General features: G+C 71.7%; 28 protein-coding genes. 1 reads left to right on the top strand and 27 read right to left on the bottom strand.

The annotated features are described in order from the left end of the window. Positions 1 to 6: 6 nt before the first annotated feature. From R4Z62_RS17750 to R4Z62_RS17830, 17 genes are all read right to left on the bottom strand, one after another. On the bottom strand, positions 7 to 879 hold the full coding sequence (locus tag R4Z62_RS17750; RefSeq protein ID WP_491520294.1) for a phage tail family protein: 873 nt from the start codon (positions 877 to 879) through the stop codon (positions 7 to 9). Between the two features lie 16 nt (positions 880 to 895). After that, on the bottom strand, positions 896 to 6,205 hold the full coding sequence (locus tag R4Z62_RS17755; protein ID WP_491520295.1) for a phage tail tape measure protein: 5,310 nt from the start codon (positions 6,203 to 6,205) through the stop codon (positions 896 to 898). Between the two features lie 33 nt (positions 6,206 to 6,238). Then, positions 6,239 to 6,526, bottom strand: coding sequence for a hypothetical protein (locus tag R4Z62_RS17760; RefSeq protein ID WP_491520296.1), 288 nt, complete (start codon positions 6,524 to 6,526; stop codon positions 6,239 to 6,241). A gap of 32 nt (positions 6,527 to 6,558) precedes the next feature. Next, positions 6,559 to 7,182 carry a hypothetical protein gene (locus R4Z62_RS17765; RefSeq protein ID WP_491520297.1) on the bottom strand — a complete coding sequence of 208 codons (624 nt, stop codon included), beginning with the start codon at positions 7,180 to 7,182 and terminating at the stop codon, positions 6,559 to 6,561. Positions 7,183 to 7,184: 2 nt separating this feature from the next. Then, positions 7,185 to 7,706, bottom strand: a complete 522-nt coding sequence (locus R4Z62_RS17770; protein ID WP_355476009.1) for a phage tail tube protein — start codon at positions 7,704 to 7,706, stop codon at positions 7,185 to 7,187. 3 nt (positions 7,707 to 7,709) lie between these two features. Beyond that, on the bottom strand, positions 7,710 to 7,952 hold the full coding sequence (locus tag R4Z62_RS17775; protein ID WP_491520298.1) for a hypothetical protein: 243 nt from the start codon (positions 7,950 to 7,952) through the stop codon (positions 7,710 to 7,712). Between the two features lie 9 nt (positions 7,953 to 7,961). Beyond that, positions 7,962 to 8,372, bottom strand: a complete 411-nt coding sequence (locus R4Z62_RS17780) for a hypothetical protein (RefSeq protein ID WP_355476005.1) — start codon at positions 8,370 to 8,372, stop codon at positions 7,962 to 7,964. Next, positions 8,369 to 8,746, bottom strand: coding sequence for a hypothetical protein (locus R4Z62_RS17785; RefSeq protein WP_491520299.1), 378 nt, complete (start codon positions 8,744 to 8,746; stop codon positions 8,369 to 8,371). Before R4Z62_RS17785 ends, R4Z62_RS17780 begins: the two co-directional genes overlap by 4 nt. After that, the gene (locus R4Z62_RS17790) at positions 8,743 to 9,129 is read right to left on the bottom strand and encodes a DUF6093 family protein (protein WP_491520300.1); all 387 of its coding nucleotides are present in this window, start codon (positions 9,127 to 9,129) and stop codon (positions 8,743 to 8,745) included. The genes R4Z62_RS17785 and R4Z62_RS17790 overlap by 4 nt, the downstream gene beginning before the upstream one ends. Next, a complete protein-coding gene (locus R4Z62_RS17795) occupies positions 9,126 to 9,491 on the bottom strand; it encodes a Gp19/Gp15/Gp42 family protein (protein ID WP_491520301.1) in 366 nt (121 codons plus the stop codon). Before R4Z62_RS17795 ends, R4Z62_RS17790 begins: the two co-directional genes overlap by 4 nt. Positions 9,492 to 9,506: 15 nt before the next feature. Next, the gene (locus R4Z62_RS17800; RefSeq protein WP_491520302.1) at positions 9,507 to 10,700 is read right to left on the bottom strand and encodes an SU10 major capsid protein; all 1,194 of its coding nucleotides are present in this window, start codon (positions 10,698 to 10,700) and stop codon (positions 9,507 to 9,509) included. A 48-nt stretch (positions 10,701 to 10,748) separates the two neighbouring features. Further along, positions 10,749 to 11,414 carry a hypothetical protein gene (locus R4Z62_RS17805; RefSeq protein ID WP_491520303.1) on the bottom strand — a complete coding sequence of 222 codons (666 nt, stop codon included), beginning with the start codon at positions 11,412 to 11,414 and terminating at the stop codon, positions 10,749 to 10,751. 47 nt (positions 11,415 to 11,461) lie between these two features. Continuing rightward, positions 11,462 to 12,508 carry a VG15 protein gene (locus tag R4Z62_RS17810; RefSeq protein ID WP_491520304.1) on the bottom strand — a complete coding sequence of 349 codons (1,047 nt, stop codon included), beginning with the start codon at positions 12,506 to 12,508 and terminating at the stop codon, positions 11,462 to 11,464. Continuing rightward, entirely contained in the window at positions 12,505 to 13,908 is a 1,404-nt protein-coding gene (locus R4Z62_RS17815) for a phage portal protein (protein WP_491520305.1), read from the bottom strand. Before R4Z62_RS17815 ends, R4Z62_RS17810 begins: the two co-directional genes overlap by 4 nt. Before the next feature lie 19 nt (positions 13,909 to 13,927). Continuing rightward, positions 13,928 to 15,559: a hypothetical protein gene (locus tag R4Z62_RS17820; RefSeq protein ID WP_491520306.1), complete on the bottom strand. Its 1,632-nt coding sequence runs from the start codon at positions 15,557 to 15,559 to the stop codon at positions 13,928 to 13,930. After that, on the bottom strand, positions 15,546 to 16,016 hold the full coding sequence (locus R4Z62_RS17825; protein ID WP_491520307.1) for a hypothetical protein: 471 nt from the start codon (positions 16,014 to 16,016) through the stop codon (positions 15,546 to 15,548). The genes R4Z62_RS17820 and R4Z62_RS17825 overlap by 14 nt, the downstream gene beginning before the upstream one ends. Positions 16,017 to 16,175: 159 nt before the next feature. Next, the gene (locus R4Z62_RS17830) at positions 16,176 to 16,448 is read right to left on the bottom strand and encodes a hypothetical protein (protein ID WP_491520308.1); all 273 of its coding nucleotides are present in this window, start codon (positions 16,446 to 16,448) and stop codon (positions 16,176 to 16,178) included. A 457-nt stretch (positions 16,449 to 16,905) separates the two neighbouring features. Here R4Z62_RS17830 and R4Z62_RS17835 point away from each other — a divergent pair, with 457 nt between their 5' ends. Then, positions 16,906 to 17,415: a hypothetical protein gene (locus tag R4Z62_RS17835; protein ID WP_491520309.1), complete on the top strand. Its 510-nt coding sequence runs from the start codon at positions 16,906 to 16,908 to the stop codon at positions 17,413 to 17,415. Between the two features lie 74 nt (positions 17,416 to 17,489). Here the strand turns inward: R4Z62_RS17835 and R4Z62_RS17840 are convergent, their stop codons facing one another. The 10 genes from R4Z62_RS17840 to R4Z62_RS17885 form a co-directional block, all read right to left on the bottom strand. Continuing rightward, the gene (locus tag R4Z62_RS17840) at positions 17,490 to 17,690 is read right to left on the bottom strand and encodes a hypothetical protein (RefSeq protein ID WP_491520310.1); all 201 of its coding nucleotides are present in this window, start codon (positions 17,688 to 17,690) and stop codon (positions 17,490 to 17,492) included. A gap of 16 nt (positions 17,691 to 17,706) precedes the next feature. After that, positions 17,707 to 17,952, bottom strand: a complete 246-nt coding sequence (locus tag R4Z62_RS17845) for a hypothetical protein (RefSeq protein WP_491520311.1) — start codon at positions 17,950 to 17,952, stop codon at positions 17,707 to 17,709. Between the two features lie 428 nt (positions 17,953 to 18,380). Further along, on the bottom strand, positions 18,381 to 18,626 hold the full coding sequence (locus tag R4Z62_RS17850; RefSeq protein ID WP_491520177.1) for a hypothetical protein: 246 nt from the start codon (positions 18,624 to 18,626) through the stop codon (positions 18,381 to 18,383). Then, on the bottom strand, positions 18,623 to 18,901 hold the full coding sequence (locus tag R4Z62_RS17855; protein ID WP_491520176.1) for a hypothetical protein: 279 nt from the start codon (positions 18,899 to 18,901) through the stop codon (positions 18,623 to 18,625). Before R4Z62_RS17855 ends, R4Z62_RS17850 begins: the two co-directional genes overlap by 4 nt. A gap of 7 nt (positions 18,902 to 18,908) precedes the next feature. Next, complete coding sequence (locus R4Z62_RS17860; RefSeq protein ID WP_491520312.1) at positions 18,909 to 19,523, bottom strand: hypothetical protein; 615 nt, start codon at positions 19,521 to 19,523, stop codon at positions 18,909 to 18,911. 8 nt (positions 19,524 to 19,531) lie between these two features. Next, on the bottom strand, positions 19,532 to 19,669 hold the full coding sequence (locus tag R4Z62_RS17865) for a hypothetical protein (RefSeq protein ID WP_355475967.1): 138 nt from the start codon (positions 19,667 to 19,669) through the stop codon (positions 19,532 to 19,534). A gap of 88 nt (positions 19,670 to 19,757) precedes the next feature. Then, positions 19,758 to 19,922, bottom strand: a complete 165-nt coding sequence (locus tag R4Z62_RS17870; RefSeq protein ID WP_491520313.1) for a hypothetical protein — start codon at positions 19,920 to 19,922, stop codon at positions 19,758 to 19,760. A gap of 17 nt (positions 19,923 to 19,939) precedes the next feature. Beyond that, positions 19,940 to 20,737, bottom strand: a complete 798-nt coding sequence (locus tag R4Z62_RS17875) for a hypothetical protein (protein ID WP_491520314.1) — start codon at positions 20,735 to 20,737, stop codon at positions 19,940 to 19,942. Beyond that, on the bottom strand, positions 20,734 to 21,327 hold the full coding sequence (locus R4Z62_RS17880) for a hypothetical protein (RefSeq protein WP_491520315.1): 594 nt from the start codon (positions 21,325 to 21,327) through the stop codon (positions 20,734 to 20,736). Before R4Z62_RS17880 ends, R4Z62_RS17875 begins: the two co-directional genes overlap by 4 nt. Next, positions 21,324 to 21,905 (bottom strand): hypothetical protein, encoded by a 582-nt coding sequence (locus tag R4Z62_RS17885; protein ID WP_491520316.1) that lies wholly within the window; start codon positions 21,903 to 21,905, stop codon positions 21,324 to 21,326. The genes R4Z62_RS17880 and R4Z62_RS17885 overlap by 4 nt, the downstream gene beginning before the upstream one ends. Positions 21,906 to 21,908: the final 3 nt, after the last annotated feature.

Genomic DNA, 21,908 nt, shown 5'->3' on the forward strand with positions numbered 1-21,908 from the left:
GTCTCCTCAGATCCATGCCGAGCGCCAGCGGGCGGTCAGCAGTGCGGTCGGGCTGTAGGTGTCGGAGCGGAACTGGAACCGGACCACGGAACGGGCGGGGATGACCGGCCATCCGGACGGCACGGACAGGAACCGGCGCCGGCCCGCGTTGCCGTTGAGGATCACGCTGTGCGCGTCGGTGTCGATGACCAGCCGGTCCCCGGCGGCCAGCGCCTGGGAGAAGGCGAGACGCTGGACGGTGCCGTCGTCGTACTGCGCGAACACGGTCGGGGCCACGACAGGCCCGTCGATCACGAGCACGGGCCGCGTCTCGAAGCTGCCCGTGTTCTCGGCGCGGATCTCGCCCGCGACCGTGACCGCGGAGAACGACACCGGGAACACCAGCGGGAACACCAGCCCGCCGGTGGTCGACGGCAGCGGCGTCGTCCCCGACTGCTCGTCCAGGGCATAGCGGCGCGGGTCGGCCGCGGTGACGAGGAGGGAGTACTCCAGCACGGTCCCGGTCAGCCGCTGCACAAGCGGCTTGCCCGAGCGGCGCACGACGAGCCGCTTGGGGACCGTCTCGTACACCGCCAGCACAGTGTCCGTGAGCGCGGCCGCGGCCAGCAGCCGCTCGAACGCCTCGTCGCAGGCCGCCCGGCTGGGCGCGAACACCTTGCCCGACAGGGTGATGACCCGCTCGGACAGGTAGGCCGGAGAGGGCCAGGCCCCGTGATCGGCCTCGCGCTGCGCGAGGTCCATGCGGGTCTCCGGCCCCTCCCAGCCCTCCGCCTTCTCGCAATGCCAGTGCACTCCGGCCTCGTCGACCTGGCCGAAAATAATGTCGCCGAGCTGGATGAGGTGCTCGGTGAAGCGGTAGCCCGGCGCAAGACCGGCCACGGCGCCCTCCTCTCTGTCAGGTGATGAAGGCCATCTGCCGCACGACGTCGGCGGCCTGCTCGGCACTGGACTGCTTGGCGCCGTGCAAGGTCACCGACCGGCTGTTCGTGACGTGCTGGACGACCGTGCCCGCGCCGCCGCCGCGCACCGGGGTCAGGTGGTAGCCGAAGGTCCCGGCCACACTCGACAGCAGTGCGGTGGAGCGGGCCCGGTTACCGGCACCGAGCGGGATCCACGCCTCCCCGCCCGTGCCGCGCTCCCCGGCCACGACCGTGTACGAGGAGTCCGGCAGGATCCCGCCCCGGGCCATCGCGACGTGCTGGTCCCGCATCTGATCCACGAAGTGCCCGGAGCCGGACACGCCCTTGATCTCGCTCGCGATCTTCGGGGCGAGCGCACGGATCGTCGCCCAGTCCAGACCGGCCGCGATCACGTCCGCGATACCCGCACCCGGCTTCGAACGCAGCACCCCCAGCAGCGTCATCGCGTCCGCCAGCTCCTCGGAGGACAGCAGCGCGGAGTTCGCCTTCGCCGCCGTGTCCGCCGCCGCAGCCGACGCCTGGCTGCGCACCGCCGCCGCGGCGACCGTCTGCGCGGCATCGTCGCCCTGCGCGGCGAGCTGCGTCGCGAGGTCGCCGAAGCCCATGCTCGCCAACTTCAGGAGGTTCTTCTGGAAGTCACCTCCCGCCTTGGCCGCGGTGCCGAGCTGCTGCGTGTAGTCCGCGAGCGTCGCCTTGGCCGTAGGCGCCAGCCGCTTCAGGTTGGACACGATGTCGGTGAACGTCTTGCCGCTGGCCTTGGCGAGAGCGGCGACCAGCGCCGCCCCGTCCTCACCCATCCCGCGCAGCGTGTCCGCGACGTCCGCCCCGGCCCGCTTGCTGATCGCCTGGAGGTTCTTCTCCCACGCGGCGTTCGCCCTGGCCGCCACCCCGAGCTGCTTGCCGTAGGCGCCGAGGTCAAAGCCCGTCGGGGCCTTGGCGCCAGCCTTCAGGCCGAGCGCCGCATCAGCGGAGTTGACGCTCTTCCGCGCCGCCGACGCGGCGGTGTTGGCCTTCGCGGACGCGGCGCGGGCGTCCCGCAGCTTCTTCTCCGCGTCTGCGAGCTGCTTGGCCGTGTGCTTGCCCGACCGGACCCGGGACAGATTCGCCTCGGCGTCCCGGACCGCCTGCGTCTTCTTCTTCTGGTCCTCCAGTGCCGATGTGAGCTTCTCCCAGGCGTCCTTCAGCCTCTGGACCGCCGCGTCGTACCGGTCCATGCCGGTCCCGACACCGAACGTCGTGGCCACCTCGGCGGGCGCGTAGGTGAACCCGCCGGACGCGAACGCGGTGATCCCGCCCTCGGCGTACTTCTCCAGCCGGTACCCGAACCGGCGCGCCACCTCCTCCAGGATCTTGGTGGAGCGGCCCCGCTTCGCCGGTGCGAGCGGCACATACGCCTCGCCGCCGGTCTCCCGCTCCGCCCACACCCGCATGGCCCCCGCGGGCGCGATCTGCGCGACGTGCTGCTCGCGCAGGCCGCCGCCGGCGTAGAAGTCGAGGACGTTGCCCTGGGCGTTCTTCGTGATGCCGGGGATGGACGGCCCGTCCTGCACCTTCTTGTAGTGCTCGGTGGTGTAGACGCCGATACCGAGCGTCTTCCCGCTCATGTTGTTGATGGCGCCCTGGATGTAGCCGATGGCGCTCAGCGGCGGCCCGGTCGGGATCGTGACCCGGACCGTGCCGTCCTTCATGTGCGTGACCTTGAAACCCAGCCCCGCCAGGGCCTGCTCGGCGCCGCCGGTGAGCGCCGTCATGGTGAGCGACTTGCCCTTGGTGCGGGCCACCTTGGTCTGCAGCACCTCCAGGTCGGCGATGGCGGCCTGGGTCTTGGCCGACACCGCGACCTGCTTGGCCGGGAGCTTCTTCGCGATCAGGGCGTCCAGGTCGGCCGCTGCCTTGGCGGTGGGCGCGGTGATCTCCACCTGCCGGCCGCCCGGAAGCTTCTCGATCTGGAATCCCAGGTCGGTGAGCTGTTTGGTCGCCTCGTCGGTCAGCGCCGAAACCCGGATCTCCGAGCCCGTCGGCATGTGCCCTGCCAGGCCCTGCACGTACAGCAGATCCTTCTGGGTCTCGTCCAGGCCCGGAGTGTCCAGCGTGATCGCCAGGCTGCTGGGGATGAACCCCATGGTGTTGGCCAGCTGCTGCGCCTGCTCGCTGGTCAGCCCGAACTTCTCGCCCGCGGTGACCGCTGCCTTCCACGCCGACTGCATGTGCTGCTCGGCCTTGGCCAGTGCGGGCCCGGCTGCCTCGCCGGTGGCGCGGGCCAGGTCGTAGGTGGCCTGGGCGGCGGACGCCGCGCCCGAGTTGAGGTCCTGGAGCTGGTTGAACAGCAGCCTGCCGTTGTCGGTGGTGGTGTTGAGGGTGCCGTCCACGCTGATCAGTGACCGGCTCAGGTCGCTGATGTCCTTGCCGAACCCCTTCGACTTGTCAACGCCGCCCGACCAGGTGTCCTTGAGCGCGGCCATCTTCTCGTTCAGGCCCGCGACCGCCGCCTGAACGTCCAGCTCGCCGCCGGACAACAAATTCAAGGCGTTGTGCAGTGCCCTGGCCTTCGTGTCCGCGTCCGACGTTGAGTCGGCCAACGCCGCGATGGCCTCCTTCAGTCGGCTGGTGGGGTTGACGGCGTCCATGGCCGCATCGCCGCTGCCCTTCTGGGCCGCCGCCAGTTCTCTACTGTTGCGGAGTGCATCCGGGACTTCACCCGACAGGTTGGCGATCGCGTCAGCTGCTCGGGCTGCGGCCAGACCCTCCTCGTCCCAGCCCTGCACATACGACGTGCCAGCGCGCCCGGCCTTGACGTGCGCGTCGGCGGTCGCCAGCAGCTTCTGCCGCAGCTTCTCCACGCCGCCAGACTGGCTGGTGTAGGCGTCGGTGAGCTGGGTGAGGCTGACTCCGGCCTCCCGCATGACGTCAACCAGCTTGGTCTTGCCGTCCCGCAGCTTGGCGTCCTGCAACGCCTGCGCCGCGAGCGCGCGCACGTTGCCGTTGACCGCGCCGTTGGAGTCCTTCAGCGCCTTGGTGAGGTCCGAGACACGCTGCTGGTGTGCCGCCGCCGCGGCGGCGGCCTGCTGCTGCCGCTTGGCCAGCCACGCCAGTCCGATCATCGCCCCGGCCATCGCGACGCCCCACGGGCCGCCGAGGAACCCGACCAGGCTCCGCATCCCGGACAGGGCGCCGGACCCGGCCGCCGCGCCGAGCCCGCCGAGCACCGACCGGAACGCCACCGCCCGGCCGCCCGCCGCCTGGATCCCGCCCGCCGTGCTGCGGAAGGCGGTGCCCATGCGGGCGATGGCCGGGGACCGGCGCTCCATCTCGGCCATCAGACCACCGAATCGGCCCAGGTCCCGGCCGGCGCCCGCGGCGAGGACCCGCTGGTACATGACCGCGTCGCCGACGCCACGGAACGCGTTGATCCCGGCGCGGCCGTAGGCGGTCACGCTGGTGCGCAGGCCGTCGAGCGGACCGCGGGCGGCGCGCATGGCCAGCATGGACAGCAGCGCGAGCTGCACCGGGCCGGGCAGGCTCCCGAACGCCTTGCCGATGCCGCCGACGAGCGAAGCCAGCGGGCCCAGGACATCGGTGACGTGCGAGACAGCACCGATGGTGGTGCCGAGGACGCCGCCGAGCAGACCAAGCGCACCCGTGCCGGAGTCGACGGAGGAGACGAACGCGGCCAGGCCGTCGACGAGCGGGCCGACAGCGTGGCCGATGTTCTGGAGGACGGTCCACACCCCGTACAGGGCGCCGGCCAGCGCGGGCCCGGCCGCAGCCAGCCCCGTCTTCAGCACGGTGAGCAGCGGGTCGACCATCTTCCCGGCCTGGCGGCGGACCCGGCTGCCCGCGTCGGCGAGCTTGGCCTCGACGGTGGGACCGTAGACGGCCCACAGCGCCCCGGCGACCTGCACGCCGCGCTGCACGTAGGGGATCCCAGCCGCGACGGAGTTGGCCATGCCCCGGGTGATCCGCTCCAGGACTGGGGAGACGCCCATGTACGCCTGGAGGAAGAAGCCCTTGAGCTGGGCGCCCATGGTGCGCATGGCGCCGCCCAGGCCCTTGGACTCGGCGGCCGCGATGTCGGCGGCGCCGCCCGCGCGGCTGATCTGGTTGTAGAGCAGTTCGTAGGCCTTCGCGCCCTGGTGCGCGAGCGCGGTCGCTCCGGAGAGCGCGGGCTTGCCGAACGCGAGTGCCGCGGCCGACGTGAATTCCTTCTGGGAGAGGTGGTGGTGGGCGTCGGCCAGGCGGTCGACGACGTAGGCCATCCCCTTGAACTTGCCGCTGGTGTCGAACGCCTCGATGCCGAGCGTCTTCAGCCCGGCCTTGGCCTGCTTCGTCGGCGCGGCCATCCGGGCGAGCATTCCGCGCAGGGTGGTGCCCGCGGTCTCGCCGATGATGCCGCTTTTGCCGAGCAGGCCGACGGCGGTGGCGGTCTCCTGGATGGAGACGCCCATGCTGTGAGCCGTCGGCCCGACGTACTTCATGGCGTAGTACAGGTCGATCAACTCACCGCTGGAGTTGTTGACCGTGTTCGCCAGGGTGTCCGCCACGATCGTGGCCTGGGACCCCTTCATGGCGAACTGGTCCATGATGTCGCCCTCGATGCGGGCGGCCATGGACACCTCGGTCCGCGCTGCGGCGGCGAGCTGCAGGGTGCCGCGCGCCGCCTTCATCGAGTCCGACGCGGACAGGCCGGCCTTGGCCAGCTCGGTCATCGCCTCGGCGGCCTCGGCCGATGTCACGGCCGGGAGCCGGATGTCCGTGCCGAGGGCCTGTGCCTCCCGGCCGGCCGCCCGCATCTCGGCGCCGCTGGCCCTTGTGACCTCGCCGAACTTGAACAGGGCGGAGCTGTACTCGTTGCCCTCGTGGACGATGTCCGCCAGGCCGTAGATGATGGCGCCGCCTGCGAGCATTACGCCCAGGCTCCGCACCGGCGCCAGCAGCGCCGAGGTCGCCGAGGCGGCCGAGGAGAGGCCGGAGCGGGCTGCGGACCCGATCCGGCCGAACACGCCCGGCAGCCCCGACGCCGTGGTGGTGACGCCGGTCAGCCCCCGCCGTGCCGCCCCAGCCGCCGTGGTGGTGTCCCGCAGCCCGGACGCGCCGCCCCGCGCACCGGTCCCGACCGTGGCCAGCCCCCGCCGGGCTCCGGCGGATGCGGTCGTCAGCCCGCGGACCCCGGCGCCGGCCAGGGCAGCCTGCCGCCCGAAGCCGGACACCTGCCCGGCCGCCGTCCGCAGCGCGCCGAACCCGGCCAGATCCGCGACCACCCTGACGCGCACGGTGCGCTCCGCCACGATGGACCACCCCCTGTTGAGTTGTTGTGCTGGTCAGTCCCCCAGGAGCGGGCGTTTCCCGACGTGGACGACGGTCATCTTGTGGCCGGACAGGTCCGCGCCCTCACGTTCCCCGGCCGCCTTCTCCGCGCGCTCCTTGGCCTGGCAGGCGAAGCACGTGATCCGCTTGGTCTCGTACTCGTTGGCCTCGTCCAGCGACTCCGACAGCAGATGCCCGCAGCTGCACGTCTCGTCCTTGAGCCGCTGCCACTCGATCGCCAGGAGGGTGTCCTCCTGCGTCCATTCCGGCTCGCCCGGCGCCCGCACCCGGCCCATGAACACCGAGTACGGGATCCCTCGGGGCGCGCAGTAGCTCAGCTGAGCCCGAAGCTCTGAAGAGTCTCGGATGCGAGCTCGGATTTTGGGCCGGGGTCGGTCACCCCGAGCTGCACCGTGAGCGCCGTCGACCAGAGCTGGTTGAGCTGGCCGTCGTTCAGCTGCTCCCAGAACACCATGAACTCCTCGTCGCTGCTGACGACGGGTTCGAGCATCTGGTGGCGGACGAGGAGCGGCGCGAACGCGTCCGGATCGAACGCCGGCTCGCCGGGTGACTCGCCGCGCGCCTCGGCCAGCTTCGCGGCCCGCTCGATCTGCGCCTCGGTCGGCGGACACTTCGCGCGCAGCCGCTGGTAGGCGCGGTGCGTGACCGCCTGGAGCACGAACACCACCTTCGAGGACTCGGCGCGCTCCTCCAGCTCGCGCAGGTGCCGGGCGATGGCCGGGGCGGTGTCGGGCTCGTTGTGGAGCTCGTCGTACTCCCGGGCCCGCTTGAGTGCCTCCTCGGTGTCCGCGATCTGCGAGGCGGTCTCGGCGTCCAGGTAGAGCGGGACGCGCTCGCGCGGGCGCTGGATGCGGGCGGTCACGTCCGCCAGGCTCAGGGCCCCCGCCGCCGGGGCGGGGGCCTGGCCGGGCTGGAACGTCTCAGGCACGGTCGTCAACGTCAGCTCCCTGCCGCCACGACGGCGTCCTGCTCCGGCTCGCCCGTGATCGCCAGGCTCGCCGTGAACTTGTCGGTCTCGTTGTCGCCGGTGTCGTTGGACGCCCGGGAGATCACCGTGACCGGGTAGACCTGGCACCGGTCCCCCGTCTTGGCGACGCCGTCCTTCGTGCCCAGGCCCGTCGCCGACTGCTGGTCGAAACCCGCGCGGGCGACGACCAGGAAGCCGGTCGCGTCCTTCTCTAGCGTCGTCCACGCCAGGTCGGTGGCGGCCTTGGAGTCGCGGTGCGCGGTGATCTCCGCCGCGTCGCCGCCGTAGGTCCCCGGCGCGGTCTTGTTGAACCGGCTGCCGATGTCCGAGGCGTCGATCGTGTTGCCGCTCGACGGGGTCTTCAGACCGTCGCGGGTGACGTGGTCGGACAGGTTCACGCCGGCCGCGATCTCCGCGATGGTCGGCGCGGCCGGGTCGGCGACAGTCGGCGCGAACACGATCGCGACGCGTCCCGTGGTGCCGTAACGGGCCATGGGTCAGTCCTCCGATGCGGCGGGGGCCGCGGTCTTGCGGCGGGGTGCCGCGTCGGGGGTGGACGTGGCGGCCTCCGGGGCTGCCACGGTGTCGGGGGCGGGCGCCGCGTCGGCGCCCTCGTCGGCCACCTGCCAGCCGCGCGGCTCCCACACCAGCTCGAACGCGGTACGGGAGACCGCCGCGGGCGGCACGTCGGGAAACTTCGGGTGGCTCATCTCCAGCCACAGGGTGGGCTCGTCGGCCACGGGATCCTCCTACGCGGGGGTCAGGTAGTAGCGGTAGACATCGACCCGGAACCAGGTGGTGGCCTCGGGGGCGGTCGGGTCGGTGGTGGGCTCGGTCGTCGTCGCCGTCCCGGTGACGTACACGGCCGTCTGCTGCCAGGCGCACCCGTCCGGAGCAGGCATCGGCCCGAGCGCCACCCGGTCGGCGATCTCGGCGACCTGGTCGGCAGCGCGACGGGACGGGCCGACCGAGGTGATCTGCAACTCTGGCTGCCGGTCGCTGTTCGGGGCGCCGATGCTGCCCTCGCCGCGCATCACCTGCCGCGGCCTCACGACGACGTACCGGCCGGTAAGCGGCCCGGCAGCGTTGCGGGGCTGCCCGTCGCCGACCGCGAGCCCCGCATCCTCCAGCGCGGCGATCAGCCGGTCCGTGACGTTCACCGGAACGCCTGCACGACGGCGACCTCGATGCCGCGGACCAGGTCGTCGGCGTTCTCGTCGAGCGCCGGCCCCAGATGCGGGATCGGCGCGTTGTGGACGGACCCGTACTCGATCAAGTTGCCTAGCGGGCCCTGCGAGCGCCCCTTGTCCGGGCCGATCTCCGCCTCCGGGCCCGCCGCCCCCCGGGAGACCGTGTACGTGATCGCCGACGGGTAGGCGGGCAGGTGCGGGCGGCCCGAGATCCGCTGCGCGGCGCTTCGCTTGACCTTCCCGGCCGTCACCGCCACGGCGGTGGTCGCGTTCCGCTCCGTCTGCACGATGGCGCGCAGCAGCGCGGCGGCTGACTCCTGCGCGCCGGTCACGATGACGGTCATCGGCTCACCTCCGTGCACCACATGCGGCGGGCCGTCACATCCGTGCCCCGGTCGAAGTTCCGCACCGCCAGTCGCACGCCGACCAGACTCGGATCCTCCGACGCGGTGACGGTGACGCGCAGCCCGGCGCGCAGCGGCTCCGCCCCGACGGGGATGCTGACCTTGTACTGCCAGGTCTGCGCCGATGCGTTCACCGACGGCGTCACCACCGCGGTGGACGCCGGCTTGACCCGGCACTTCCCGTCGTAGATGACGACGAGGCTGGTGGTGTCCTGTCCGTCCTCGCTGGTCGTGACCACGCCCGGATCCTCGATCACGCAGTGGTCGCGCATGAGGGCCGTGGCGGTCGCACGGCCTGCGGTACGGGCGCCGTCGGCGCTCATGGCCACCGCCTCGCGCACGGGGCGCCGGGGACGATGCTGAAGGCTCTCGTTCTGGGGGGCCTCAGCTCTTCTTCCTCGTCGTCGGAGAGGTAGACCTCGCCGCGGGAACGGGAGGAGTCGATCGTGTACGAGTAGTCGTCGATGCTCTCCTGGCGCTTGCCGTCGGGGTTGTTCAGCACCCGCAGCACTATCGCGCAGGCCACCTTCTTGGACACGGCCGTCGGCGCCGCCTCGTACTGCGGGAAGCGGCTGAGGATCAGCGCGGTCGCGTCCTCCAGCCACGCGGTGGCCCTGCGCTGTTCCTCCTCGGTAAGGTCCCGGCCGAGCCGGTCGGCGAGGTCGTCCAGGGTTGCCAGTGCCACCGCCGCCTCCCCTCGTTACAGGCTGGCGACCAGGCCGGTCAGCAGGCCGTGCTTGCGCTCGTTGCCGTACTTCAGGCCGACCTCGCCGTAGAGCTGGGTGCGCTCCTTGGCTCCGGTCTTGGCCAGCGGCTCAGCGAAGAAGTGGCCCTTGCCGGGGGTTTCCAGGTAGACCGGCATGCACTCCTCCAGGGAGGTCACCATGACCTTGTGCTTCGGCATGTGCCGGTCGAGCATGATGTTGAGGACGCCGAAGTCGGTCTGGATCGTCTGGAGGTTGACGCCGCCGACGGTGCGGGACGTCTCGGTGTACTTGCCGTAGGCGTTGGCGTAGGCGTCGGTGATGCCGCGCTTGGAGGTGGACCCGACGACCAGGGTCGCGGTCTCCGACTCCATGATCCCGCCGTTGTCGAAGACGGTCTGGAGCAGGCCGTCGATGGCCGCCTTGGAGACGGCGGCGAGCTTGGTGACGTTCGCGGTGCCGTCGGCGCCGGTCAGGTCGATCGCCGGTCCGCCCTTGGTGGCGGCCAGCTTGAAGGTGTTGGTCGTCGGGCCGCTGACGTAATAGACGGTGTCCGCGCTGACGCCGGTTAGGTCGCTGATGCTGTCCAGGGTGACCTGGTCGTTCGCGGCGAGGCCGTGGGCGCTGAGGGTGAAGGCGTCCGTGCTGACGGCGCCCGCCGCCTGCCCCAGCGCGGTTCCGGCGCTGGCGACGTTGGTGGTGACGGCCTGGACCATGCCGCGAGTGCGGCGGGCCGTCGTGTTGTCGATCGGCTTCTGGTAGACGCCGTTGATGAAGGACCACTCGACGTCGCGGACCATCTGCTTGAGCATCTGCTCGACCTGCCAGTCCAGCTCGTTGCGGACCGGGTTGGTGGCCTCGATGTTCAGGCCGGAGTGCGCGCCGACTGCGGCGAGCTTGGTGTACGAGACGCCGACGGTCTCGTGGTGGATCTGCGTGATGTTGTCGACCGAGCCGCGCACCCGCTCCTGCTCGGTGGGCGCGTCCTGGCCCTCAAGGGCCGTGTTCTGCCCGGCCGAGCGCAGGTCGAAGGTCTGCCATTCGAACTCCTTCGCGGTGGTCTGGCCGCCGCCGGTCAGGCCGCCGATCGCGGAGAAGAACGGGGTGTCGTCCGGGGTGAGCTGGTGAAGGACGCCGGTGTAGTTGGGCAGGTTGTACGTCGTGCCCAGGGCGGTGATGCTCCCAGCCATGGGGGCTCTCCTTACGGTGCGGGGCGCGGCGGGTGCCTGCCCGGGTGATCAGTTCTTGGCGTTGGCGAGCTTGCTGTTCTCCAGCGACAGGACGGTGCGCCAGTCGCCCTTGGCCTTGGCCGCTGCGATCTGCTCGTCGACGCCGCCGGGCGTGCCGCCCGGCCGGGGACCCTGCGAGGGGTCCGGCTTCGGGGAGCGCGGACCGGTCGCCCAGTGCGGCTTGCGGGTCAGCAGGTCGTCCAGGGCGGCCTTGATGGCGTCCTGGTCGACCGTCCCGGCCTCGGTGAGATACGTGCCGCCCTGGAGTGCCTCGACCGCGTCCAGTGGGTCCTGAAACCGGCCGACGGCGAGCGCCTCGACCTTCGCGGACACGGCCAGTTGGGTGGCGCTGGCCGCGCGCTCCTGGGCGGCCTTGAGGGCGTCGGCCTGCTTCTCCGCCGCGGTCTTGTCGCGGTCCTCGAACTCCTTCAGCCGCGCGGCCTGGTCCTTGGCCTGGTCCTCGGCGGCCTTGGCCCGCTTCTTCCACTCCGCCAGGGCCTTTTCCCCAGCCGGGCCGAGCGGGGGATCGTCGGGCGTGCCGCCCGTCGGGGGCTGCGGAGGGTCGGTGGGCGCCGGGGGCGCCGGGGACACTGGCGGGACCGGCGGATTGGCGGGCCCCGTCCCGGGCGGCGGGTTGCCCGTCGTCGGGGTGGTCGGCTCAGGGGATGTGCTCATCTTCTGCTCCCGTTGCGAGAGTCGGGGCCGCCGGCGTTGCGCCGGGGTCAGGTCAGGTAGCCGAAGCGGCGCAGGAGACGGATCACGTCGTCCCGGCTCTCGGCCATGCGGTAGATGTCGCCCGGCATCAGCCGGGGCGTGCGCAGGTGAAAGCGAGGCAGGCCGCTCTCCACATCGGCGGAGCCGCGTGCGAACCTCTGCCCGGTGCGCTGCTCCGTCTCGCGCCGTATCTGCTGGTAGAACGAGCCGCGGCGCGAGGTGCCCTCCAGCGTGGCGGCCACTTGCCGACCGTAGGCATCCAGCGTCGTCACCGACCGTGAAGCGTTCACCACCTGGTAGATGTCGGCGCCGTCCCGGATCGCCCGCGCGCCGCCGGCCGTGAAGCGCCGGTTCTGCTCGGCGTGGGACAGGCTGCGGAAGAACGACATCGGGTCCGTGGTCCGGCCGCGCCGCGCCGTGGTGGCCGGGACTCCGTAGCACTGGCACCGCTTGTGCCGCAGGAAGCTCGCGTTCCATCGGTACCAGCGGCCGGCGAGGATCGCGCACCGCGAGCACGCCCCGGCCCGCACCACCCTGACGTAACCGGTCACCGTCCGGTTCGCGGCGACCGCCACGCCGAACGCGCCGCTGCCAGCGTCGGCGACCTCCGATGCGACGATGCGCCGCAGACTCATCTGCCCGGCGAGCATCGCCTCCGGCAGCGTCACCCCTGCACCCAGCAGCGTCTTCGTGCGGATCACCGGCGTGTACAGCAGGCTGTCGAGCGGGCGCCCATCGGCGGCCACCCCCGCCAACGCGCGGGACGTGACTCGGGACGCGTCTGAGACGTAGTCCGGCTCCAGGCCGTCGGAGCGGACCATGGCGTCCACATAGGACTGCGCCGGGGCTGCGGCGAGCAACTGCGCGGCAACCAGCAGCCGTACCAGCGCTGGCCCGACCTGGCGCAGCCACGACCCAGACAGGTCACCGGTGTCCAGAGCCGCCCACCAGCGGGCCGCCTGCCGCTCTGCCGCCAGAACGGCGCGCCGCTGGGCCGCGCCGTAGGCGGCGACCAGGCGGGCGTGCTCCTGCTCGGGAATCGGCGGGGCGCTCACCGGACCGGCTCGGGCGCAGGCTTCACGGGCACTTCGGGCGGGGCGGTGGTGAGTGCGTGCAAGTCGACCGCGGCGGCCCGGGTGAGTGCGGCCTCGTCCATCTGCCGCATCCGCTCCAGCTGGCCGGCGGTGTATCCGAGGTCCTCGCGGCCTTGCTCGACTGGGATCACGTTCCCCGTCACCAGCTTCACCGTGGCGTCCGCCTTCTGCGCGAACGTCGGTGTGGCCGGGTCCCGCCACAGCGTCTCCAGCTGCATCAGCCGGGGATCCCACGAGCCCTCCAGCAGCCGCATCACGAGCCGGTTCATCCGCTCGTAGCCGCCGCTGAACGGCTTCTGCCGCCGCTCGCACCGCTTGACCAGCCGCGTCTCGCGGGAGCGGATCGCATCGGCCGAGGCAGCGTCGTCGGCCACTAGGCCCATGTAGTTGGGCGGCAGTGCGGCCAGCGCGGACGCGACGCGCGCCAGCAGTTCGATCGTCTCGTGGAAGTTCTTCAGGTCAGCGGCCGGGAACTGTAGGACGTCCGCGCCGTCTTCCTTGCGGGTCTTCGATGTCGACCAGATCCGCCCGGTGAGCCGCGACCACACCGACGTCGGCCGACCGTTGACGTCGACGAAGTCGTCCTCGTCGAAGCCGAACGCGGCCCTGCGCGGCAGAGCGTGGAACTCGGCGCCCACCATCATGTCCGTCGCGATCTTGCACGCCGCGTCCGAGAGCGGCAGCACGGCTTTCAGTTCCGTCTGCCCGCCCGGCATCAGCAGCCGACCGCGGTTCGGCAGCACCGCCACCATCGGCTCGCCCACCCCGTGATCGTCACGGTCGATGACCGTCCACGTGCCGGGGCCAGCGGACTTGAAGTGCACGGTCGCGTCGGGCCGGTACAGGGTGGCGTACCGGTCCCGGACGGCCGCGGTGAGCGGGTCGATCTCGTTGTACCGCTTCAGCGCCGCCCGAATCTCGCGGGTCGCCGGGTCGAAGTCGGCGTACATCTGCAACGGGCTCTCGGCCGTCACCAGCGGGGTGTCCGGCGACTTCGCGTTCGTGCCGACCACGAGGAACGACCGCTTCATCGCGAGCGCGTCAGTGTGGGCCTGCTGGGACTTCGTGTCCATCCCGTTGGCCTGCCAGATCCGCCACAGCTCGTCATCGGCCGAGTCGGAGCGCGCGTACCGGAACCCTTCAACGTCCAGGCGCTCCTCGATGGCGTCCACGATGAGCTGAGGCCAGTTGATGACGACCTGGCGGATCTGGTCGCCGATCTCCTTCAGCAGCTCGGGGTGCATGTACGAGAGTTCCTGCTCACCCTCGTAGTGGGCATTCAGCCGCTGAAGCTCGCCCAGCTCCAAGTCGTGGGTGCGGGAAAGGTAGGTCGCCCAGTCCTCTTCGGACAGCTCGTCCATGTTCACCGGCCGCCTCCTCTCACATCACGACCATGGCGGCCTTCTTCTTGGGCTTGTTCAGCCCTGCGGCGATGGCGTCTTGGGCCGCCTCGTGCGCGAGGACTGAGACGACGGCCAGGTCGATCTTCTGGTGGTGGGTCGCCTTCCGCAGTACGTAGCGTTTGGCCGGCCGCGCGGCCTTGCGGGCGTTGCGGACGTGGATCGACGTGGTCTCGCAGCCGTCGTGCCGGAAGGTGCTGTCCTTCTTCACGACGTCGGTGAGCAGCTGCTCGCACGCGGCGTGCATCTGCGCCGCACGGTACGTCTGCCACTCCGTGACACGCTTCTCGCCGTAGCGGGCCTGCCAGGCCGCCATCTCGCTGGTCCAGTACGGCGGGTCTCCGTACATGCGGACCACGTCGAAGCGGCCCATCAGTTCGTCCACGGCCGCGTCGACCTCCAGCCGCGGCACCTGTCCGTCCCACTCCTCCGGGTCCCAGATGCACGGCCGCGCGTCGGGCCCGTAGGTCGGCGTGAACTGGTAGCCGTCCAGCGTCTCAGCTCGGATCCCGGTCCAGTCGTCAACCTCCGAGCCGTCGAACCCGAGGACCAGGCGTGTACCGTCCCGGACCTCTTCCCTGGCCGCGCGGGCGTCCCAGCGGTCCCGCTGGAGCCAGGCGCCCATACCGGCGACGATGCGGTTGCCGTAGAAGCGTTCCGCCTCGGCTGGCTCCTTCTCCATCAGCTCGAAGGCCTCGCCCTCGATGGAGTCGAGGTCGATGTGCGAGCTGCCGGCGTAGACGGCAGCGTGGATCTTCTGTCGCTCCGTCTTCGTGGCGTAGTCCAGGCCCTTGGGCGGTAGCCGGTGGAACCGGTACACGTCCTTGACCTTGGTCTCCGCGGTCTTCTGCGCCACCGAGTTCTCGGTGGGGTCCCACGCGTTCGTCGTCTCCAGCGACCGCCCGGACATGCCCGCCAGGCCACGACGCTGGGTCGTGGCCACCTTGGTCATGCCGTTCGCGTCGGTCCAGATGCCCGTCTCGTCCTGCACCGCGAACGTGATCGGGTTGCCGAGGCGGCTCTGGGCGGACGAGGTGACAACATCGATACGGCCGTCGTTCGGCAGCCGGATGAACTGCTCGCCGACCCGCATCACTTCGCCGAGCGACCCGGTGCGGATCATCGCCTGAAGCGGCCGGTAGGTGTTGTCGGTCTGGTCCTCGGACGTCGCCGTGATCTGGATCAGCGGCTGGTTCCACGGCCGGCCCATCGGCTCGCCCGGCTCGTACTCGTACACCCAGCCGCATCCGCAGCGCTGGTCCGAGCAGCGGTACCGCTCGCCGCCCCGTGCCCAGCCGTTGAACAGCACCGGGCCGACCGCCTCGGCCGCCACGATGGACGCCGCCCACGGGCCTTTGCCGGACTTCTGCGGCGCAACGCCCTGCGCGCGGCGGTAGTGGAACGCGGTCGACAGCTGCCCCAATGTGGCGGACGGCTTCACCCGGTAGAAGTTCGCCGTGATCCGCAGCTGCCAGTCGTACATCTCGAACGGCTGCGGGGTGTTGTCCAGGCCGCCCACCGACTGCAGGCGGCAGTGCTGGGCGATCCAGTCGGGGACGACGAACAGCGTAGGGAAGTCGAGGGGCCAGGTCCCATCGTCAGCCGCCGACACCGGGCACCGCCCTCAGCCTGGCGCGCGCCGAGGACGGCGCGATCGTCGGGCCGGAAGGGCCAGTCGGCGCCTCGTCCTCTTCGGACGGACGGTCGATACGCCACCGGTTGGCGCGCATACCCGGGGTGGACAGCCCGAGCGAGTCGGCGAGTTGCCGAACCAGGGTGGACAGGGCCACGGAGGACTCGGGTGCCTCGGCCTCCACCAGGCGGCGCACGTACAGGGCGACTTCCACCTCCTGGCCGTAGCGCTCCCACATGAGGGCCTGCGGCATCCCCCAGAGTCGCTCCCATATCTGGGTTTCTCGGTCGTTCTGCTCGGTCAGTGGCCAGTCGGGCGTTGCGCCCTGGCGGCCCTCGGCGGGCAGGATCGTCCACTCGCCGGCGTCTCGTTCCCGCCGGAGCGCGGTCGGGTCAGGGGCCGGGCCGGACCTGCTGCGTGCTCCACCCTTCGGCATGTCGGTCTCCTCCACCGCGTTGCGCGGGACGAGAACGGCCGAGCGTTGCGCCCGACCTGTGATTACTGTCTGTGACAGACGTTCCGGTGCCCGGAGTTCTGAACCTGGCAGACTTTCGATGGACCTCCCCGGCGGTCCGGAGACCGGGCCGGATTGGGGTCACCCCCCTGGGGTGGTGTCACTCTCCGTGTCGGTCGGGGGTGTCCAGCCGAGCGCGACGAGGGCGGTCGACACCTGCTCGGAGACGACCACGTCCGCCGCTTCCAGCTGGCAGTCGCCAGAGACGAGCACAGGGTCCAGGGTGGCCTTGGGCAGTTGACCGGCCTGCAGCTCCAGGGTGAGCCCGCGCAGGAGCGGGGCGAGGTCGACTCCGTCCACGACCACGCGGTGTCGGCCGCTCGTGCTGCTGATCTGCACCGTGCGTGTGCTCACCTGTTCCATCCTCCTGGCTGGTGTCGAGCTGTGTGCGCGCTGTGGCACGGGCCGCACAGCCCGCGCCCGTGCGCCGGGTCGTCGGGGTCCAGGCCTGCGGCGACGAGCTCGCGTCGGTCCTTGGGCCAGTGGTCCGCGTGCTTGCTCTCGCGGACACAGCGCTCGTCTGCCTGGCTGCAACTGCCGCATCCTCCGCAGGTGCACTGCGGGTCGCGGGCGAGGACACTGCGGCGGAACCGTGTCTCGTGGCTGCGCCCGTATCCACGCTGTCGCGCGGTACCGCGGCGCTGCTCGGCCTCACGGCGGTGGTCGGGGCACCGGCCGCCATGGGTGTACTCGGGGCAGCCCGGGACGGTGCAGATGGTGTACGAGCGGCTGCGAGCCACGGCCCCTCCTGCCGGTCACGATCTGGGCACGTGGGGAGTGCGGGGTTGGCTGAGCTGGGATGCTGCGGCCCATGTCTGACGAGATTGCGCGTGCGTCGATGCCCGAGACCGTGTCCACTGTGGGGGCGCGCAGGTGGCGGCTGCTGGTGGTGGCCAGCATGGCGGGGGTGGTGCTGGGTGCGGCTGGGTGCGGGTCGCACGGGGATGAGGCCGGTGGCGGTGCGGCCAGCAGCGGGCCGCCGGGGGTGTTCACGATGACGGGGTCGGTGGTGCTGCCGGTGCGGGGAAGTATCGAGGCGGGGGCCTCCAGCTGCACTGGCTACCAGGGCAGCATCTATAGGAACGTCGCCGAGGGCGCGCCGGTCGTGGTGTTCGGCCCTGACGGGGCTCGCCTCGGCGAGGGAAAGCTCGGGCTGGGGCAGCCGCGCGACGCTGGCAACGAGTCGATCACGTGCCGGTTCGCGGTGAGTATCCCGGGCGTGAAGCCGGTCGAGGATTCGTATCAGGTGCGCGTGGCTGATCTGGAGCCAGCGAGGGTGGCAGTGAAGGCCGCGGGGGCATTCACCGTGGCGTTCAAGTAGCGAAGAGCCTGGGGCGCTGTCCGGTCTGCGGGCACAGTTGTACACCGAGATCGTGACAGGTCTCTGACCTGCGGTCAAGCTGCCTTGGTGATGCGCCGGTCGGCGGCGAGCGTGGTGACGTCGGCGACGCGGTACCAGGGCTGCCGGTCCGTGCCGCCGGCGCGTGCCAGTCGGCCGCGCCGGACGAGCTGTCGGACACCGCCGAGGGTGATGCCGAGGATCCGGGCGGTCTGATGGGCGGTGAGGTAGCCGGGACGGATGATCTCGCTCTCCATGCCCTCCATGATGCGGCTACGGACGGATTTCCTCGCGGTGGTCCGGCGCGGCGCCGGCCTGCAGGGGCGCGAAGTTGCGCTGGAGGTTGACGACGGCGGCGGCAGCGGTGCCGGGGGCCGGTTCGATGCCGAGCAGCTCGTGTTCGAGCAGCGCGATCCTGAAGTAGTCCGGGCGTTGTGCTGCGCGGGCGGGGCGGCGCCAGTCGTGGGCGATGTGGTTCCAGGCCGATAGGGGCCAGCGCAGGAGGGGGTGTGCGCTCATTGGCTCATCCTCTCGCGCCAGCGTCTTGCCTGGGGAGTGCCGGGCGGGGCGCGGGTCAGCGGGCGTCACTTCATCGCTGGAGCGTCTGGCAGGCGGGGCAGAACCGGGTCCTGAAATCGCTGTCGGGGGCGTGGCGCCATCCGGCGGCGACGGCCGCCCGCGTCGCGTCCCGCTCGCTGGGCCAGGCGCCGGCGATCCCGGCGGGCTGGTCGGATGTCGGGGGGAGCCACTCCTGTCCGGGGCCGTCGCACTGGACTCGGTATGCGGGCTCGATCACGGGTGTGTCCTCTCGTGGCGGCGCCCCGTGCCGCGGGTGTGGCGGTACGGGGCGCTGGTGTGGCGGGGGTGGCGCGACAGGGCCCCGCCGCGTCGGGGGATTGCGCGGCGGGGCCCTGGGGTCAGTGTGCTACGAGGGTGTGACAGCGGGGTCAGAACGGGGCAACGCTGCGGCGCTCACGCCGCTGGCGGCGGCGCTGGCGTGCGGCGTCAGCAAGTCGGTCATGAGCTGTGCCGCATCCGCACAGCGTCACCCCGTCGTACCCCTTGGGAGCCGGGTACTTGTCCGGGCTGCCCTTGGTGTGGAACAGCCCCCGGCCCTGGCAGGCCCCGCAGGGAGGGCCGCTGTGGCGACGGCGGACGATGATCTCGAACGGCCCGATCCGCATGGTGGTCATCCCTTCTTCGAGGTGTCGGGGTGGGGAGGTTCCCCCGTCGGCGAGATGGGCAGGTCCGGCCGGAGGCGGCGGAGTGCGTCCGAGGTGACGACCGACCACTTCGCGGCGATGGCCACGAACCGGGCCCCGCACCCGGCCGGTCGCGGACCCGCGCCGTAGGCGTATCCGACGATCTCCGTGTGGTGGGTGTCCGTCGCGGACGCGCCCTTCCCGCACCCGCTGCACTCGGAGGTGTAGGGGCTGACGAGGAGCACGGCGTGGGCTTCTTCAGGCATGGAGGCGTCATCCTCCCTTCGGGGCGCTGGGGAATCCGTCGGGAAGCCACGTGGCCCGGTATCGGGGGTCGCGGCCGGTCCCGTCCAAGTTGCCCGCCCAGCGCCGCCCGAGGTCCCGGAGGTTGGTGACCGCCCGCCACCGCAGCAGAGGCGGGTGGTCCTGGTTGGTCAGGTCGACACGGGCCTGGGTCACCATCACGCGGTACCCGACCGCAGCGCGCCTGCCGGGTGACCCGTCGGGAAGCCCGGCGATGTCCTCGCCGTAGCGGGTGTCGAGGAAGGCGGCCAGAGCGACGGCGTCCTCGACCTGCTCTTCCGTGAGCGGTGTGACGCTCGGCTCGGCGGCCGGCTCGACTTCCACGGCTACGGCGGCAGCGGCTTCAGCGCCGGGGCCGGCGGACTCGTAGGCGACGCGCACCCGGGTCACCTTGACCAAGTGGCTGTGCAGCTCGATGATCTGGCCTTCGGTGGGGATGGGCAGAGGCGTGGCGGGCTCGAAGAGGGCGACGCTGGTGCCCTGGTGCATGAACTCGTAGACGTACGTGACCGGGTCGCTGTTCAGGTTGGCCTCGTCGTGGGCGTCGGCGATGCGCTGGAGCTCGGGCGGCAGGTGCTTGGTCATGGCCGCCATCATCCCTTCGACGGGGTGCCGGGGGTGGGCTTCTTCGGCGTCTTGACCCAGCCGCCCCGGCTGCCCTGGTAGGTGGTCTCGTTGCCTTGCAGGCGGGGGTCGTCCTTCTTGATCGGCTTCGGGAATCCGAGTGCCATGATGGCGGTCTCCTGTCTCGTGATCGGGATGGGGGCCGGGGCGGCCGGATCGCCTGGCAGCAGACGGCCGCCCCGGGGTCTCGTGATGTCAGCTCTTGTCGGCCTGCACGGCGTCGGTCAGGCCGGCGAGGTTGTCGCCGGCCGAGCCGGGGCCTTCGAGCATCGAGTGGACGATGAGGCTGGCGGCGTGTTCAGGCGCCCCCTGGTCGACGGCGTCCTTGATGTCGGCAGCGCGGTCCTGGAAGAAGCCCATGGCGTGTCCCTTCGGTCCTACTTACTGGCCACGGTGTGGTGGCGGACGGTGTCAGCCGGGTCGCGGATGATGGAGCCGGACAGGCCGATCGCCTCGACCCGCAACCCCTCCTCGGCCGGGGCGTTGTTGTTGCTGTTGTTGCCGGGCTGACCTGCGGCAACATCAGCTACGTCCTCTGGGCGGGGGGCGAGAGCGGGGTGGGCCGCGGGGCCGCCCTTCACGCCGGTCGACGTGCCCCGGCCCTGCATCCGCACCGCCTCGACGGGGATCTCCCACTTCTCCAGGGCCTCCCGGACCCGGTCGGGGGTGGTGCCGATGTCGGCGGCGAGGACGGCGAGGTGGGCGTGCGGTGTGCCGACCCGCAGCAGGGCCGTGCGCAGGTCCGGCAGGCCGGGAAGCAGCGGTTCGGGGACCGGATGTTCGCCCGTGTCGTCATCCGGGCGGCTCTCGGCCGCAGCCGGCGTCTCGCCGCTCTCACGGACCGGTGCCGTGCTCTCCCCGGCAGGATGCCGGTCGGCGCGGCCGGCCCGGTAGGCGGCCACGGCCCACAGCCCGGCGGCTGTGAACAGTCCGGGCGCCCACGCTCCCGACGCCGCGCGTGCGTGTGCCCAGTCCCCCAGCCGGGCGAGGACCTGGGGCCCGCGGGCGAGGACGACGAGCCCGGCCCCGGCCTTCAGCCAGCCCGGCCAGCGCCCCACCCAGGCTGTGCTGGTGGCCAGCGCGCGGCCCACGTAGCGGGTGGCGAGGCGGCCGCTGCCGACGGCCAGCCGGTCCGCGGCCGTGCGCAGCCACTCCTTCGTCGTCGGGGCGCTCACGCCGGCGTCCAGGTGGCCGCGCCCTGCAGCACCATCGCGCCGAGCCCGTTCGCGCCGCCGACGATCTGCGTGGCGACCAGCGCGGCGGTGCCGGTGCTGATGCACAGCAGCGCGCCGGTGAGCACGCCCTTCTTCCACTTGCCCTTGACCGCCTTGGCGATGCCCTTGCGCAGCAGCCACAGGGCGATGACGAGGGCGGTGACGACGACGGCGCCGTACTGGTCGAGGCCGGGGGCGGAGGAGGAGGCCATGGCGGTGGCGTGCTGCCCGGTCATCGTGGACATGATCCAGCCGCCGAGGCCGTTGCCGCCCCAGCGCAGGACGCCGGCGCCGGTGCCGAGGAGTCCGGCGGGGCAGGCGACCATGAGGATGCCGCAGACCAGCCCGAACCAGTACGGGACCATGGCCTTGGGGTCGCGGCCCCCGCTGCCGGACGCCGCCGGGGGGCCGCCTTTCTTCCCGCCGCCCGCACCGCCGGCCTTCAGCCAGCGCCAGTGCTCGGCGCCGAGCAGGGCCAGGCCGAGCGCGAATCCGGCGGTCGTGACGGTGCCGGTGGTGTACTGCGACACCCCTGCTGCGAGGGCGGTCATGAGTTCACTCCGGTGATCAGGTAGACGAGCGTGGTGACGGGCAGGGCGAGGGCGGTGCCGATGACCGCGGCCCACAGCAGGAGCCGGGCCAGTCCGGCGCGGAGTTTCGGCGGCCACAGGTCGGGGTGCGCGCCCGCGGCCTCGGCGCGGCGGACGTTGTCCCACAGGCCGAGCACGGCGAGCGGGATGAGGGCCATGACCCACGCCCCGGTGAGGGAGCCGTCGTCGCGGACGTGGATGAGGACCCAGGCCCACGGTCCGGACAGCGGTGCCGCCAGGAACGCGAGTCCGGCGTTGTAGGCGATGCGGATCCGCTGCCACCAGCGCGGGACGGGCTCCGGATCCGGGTGTCCGGGCAGGTAGATGGGCGGTAGGTCGACGTAGACGTGATGGTGGTGGACGTGGACGGGTGGCGGTCCGGACGGCCCGGATCCGTTGTGCCACCAGTCCGGACCGGGGTCCGCGACGGACGGCGGCGCGGGTGGCCGGGGCGGAGGAGGCGGCGGGCTGGCGGGCGCGGGCAGCGGGGCGCCGGCCGGGATCACCCGCGTCGGGGTGATCGGAGCTTCGTCAGACATGGG

This window comes from Streptomyces sp. PL-25 (assembly GCF_058344915.1).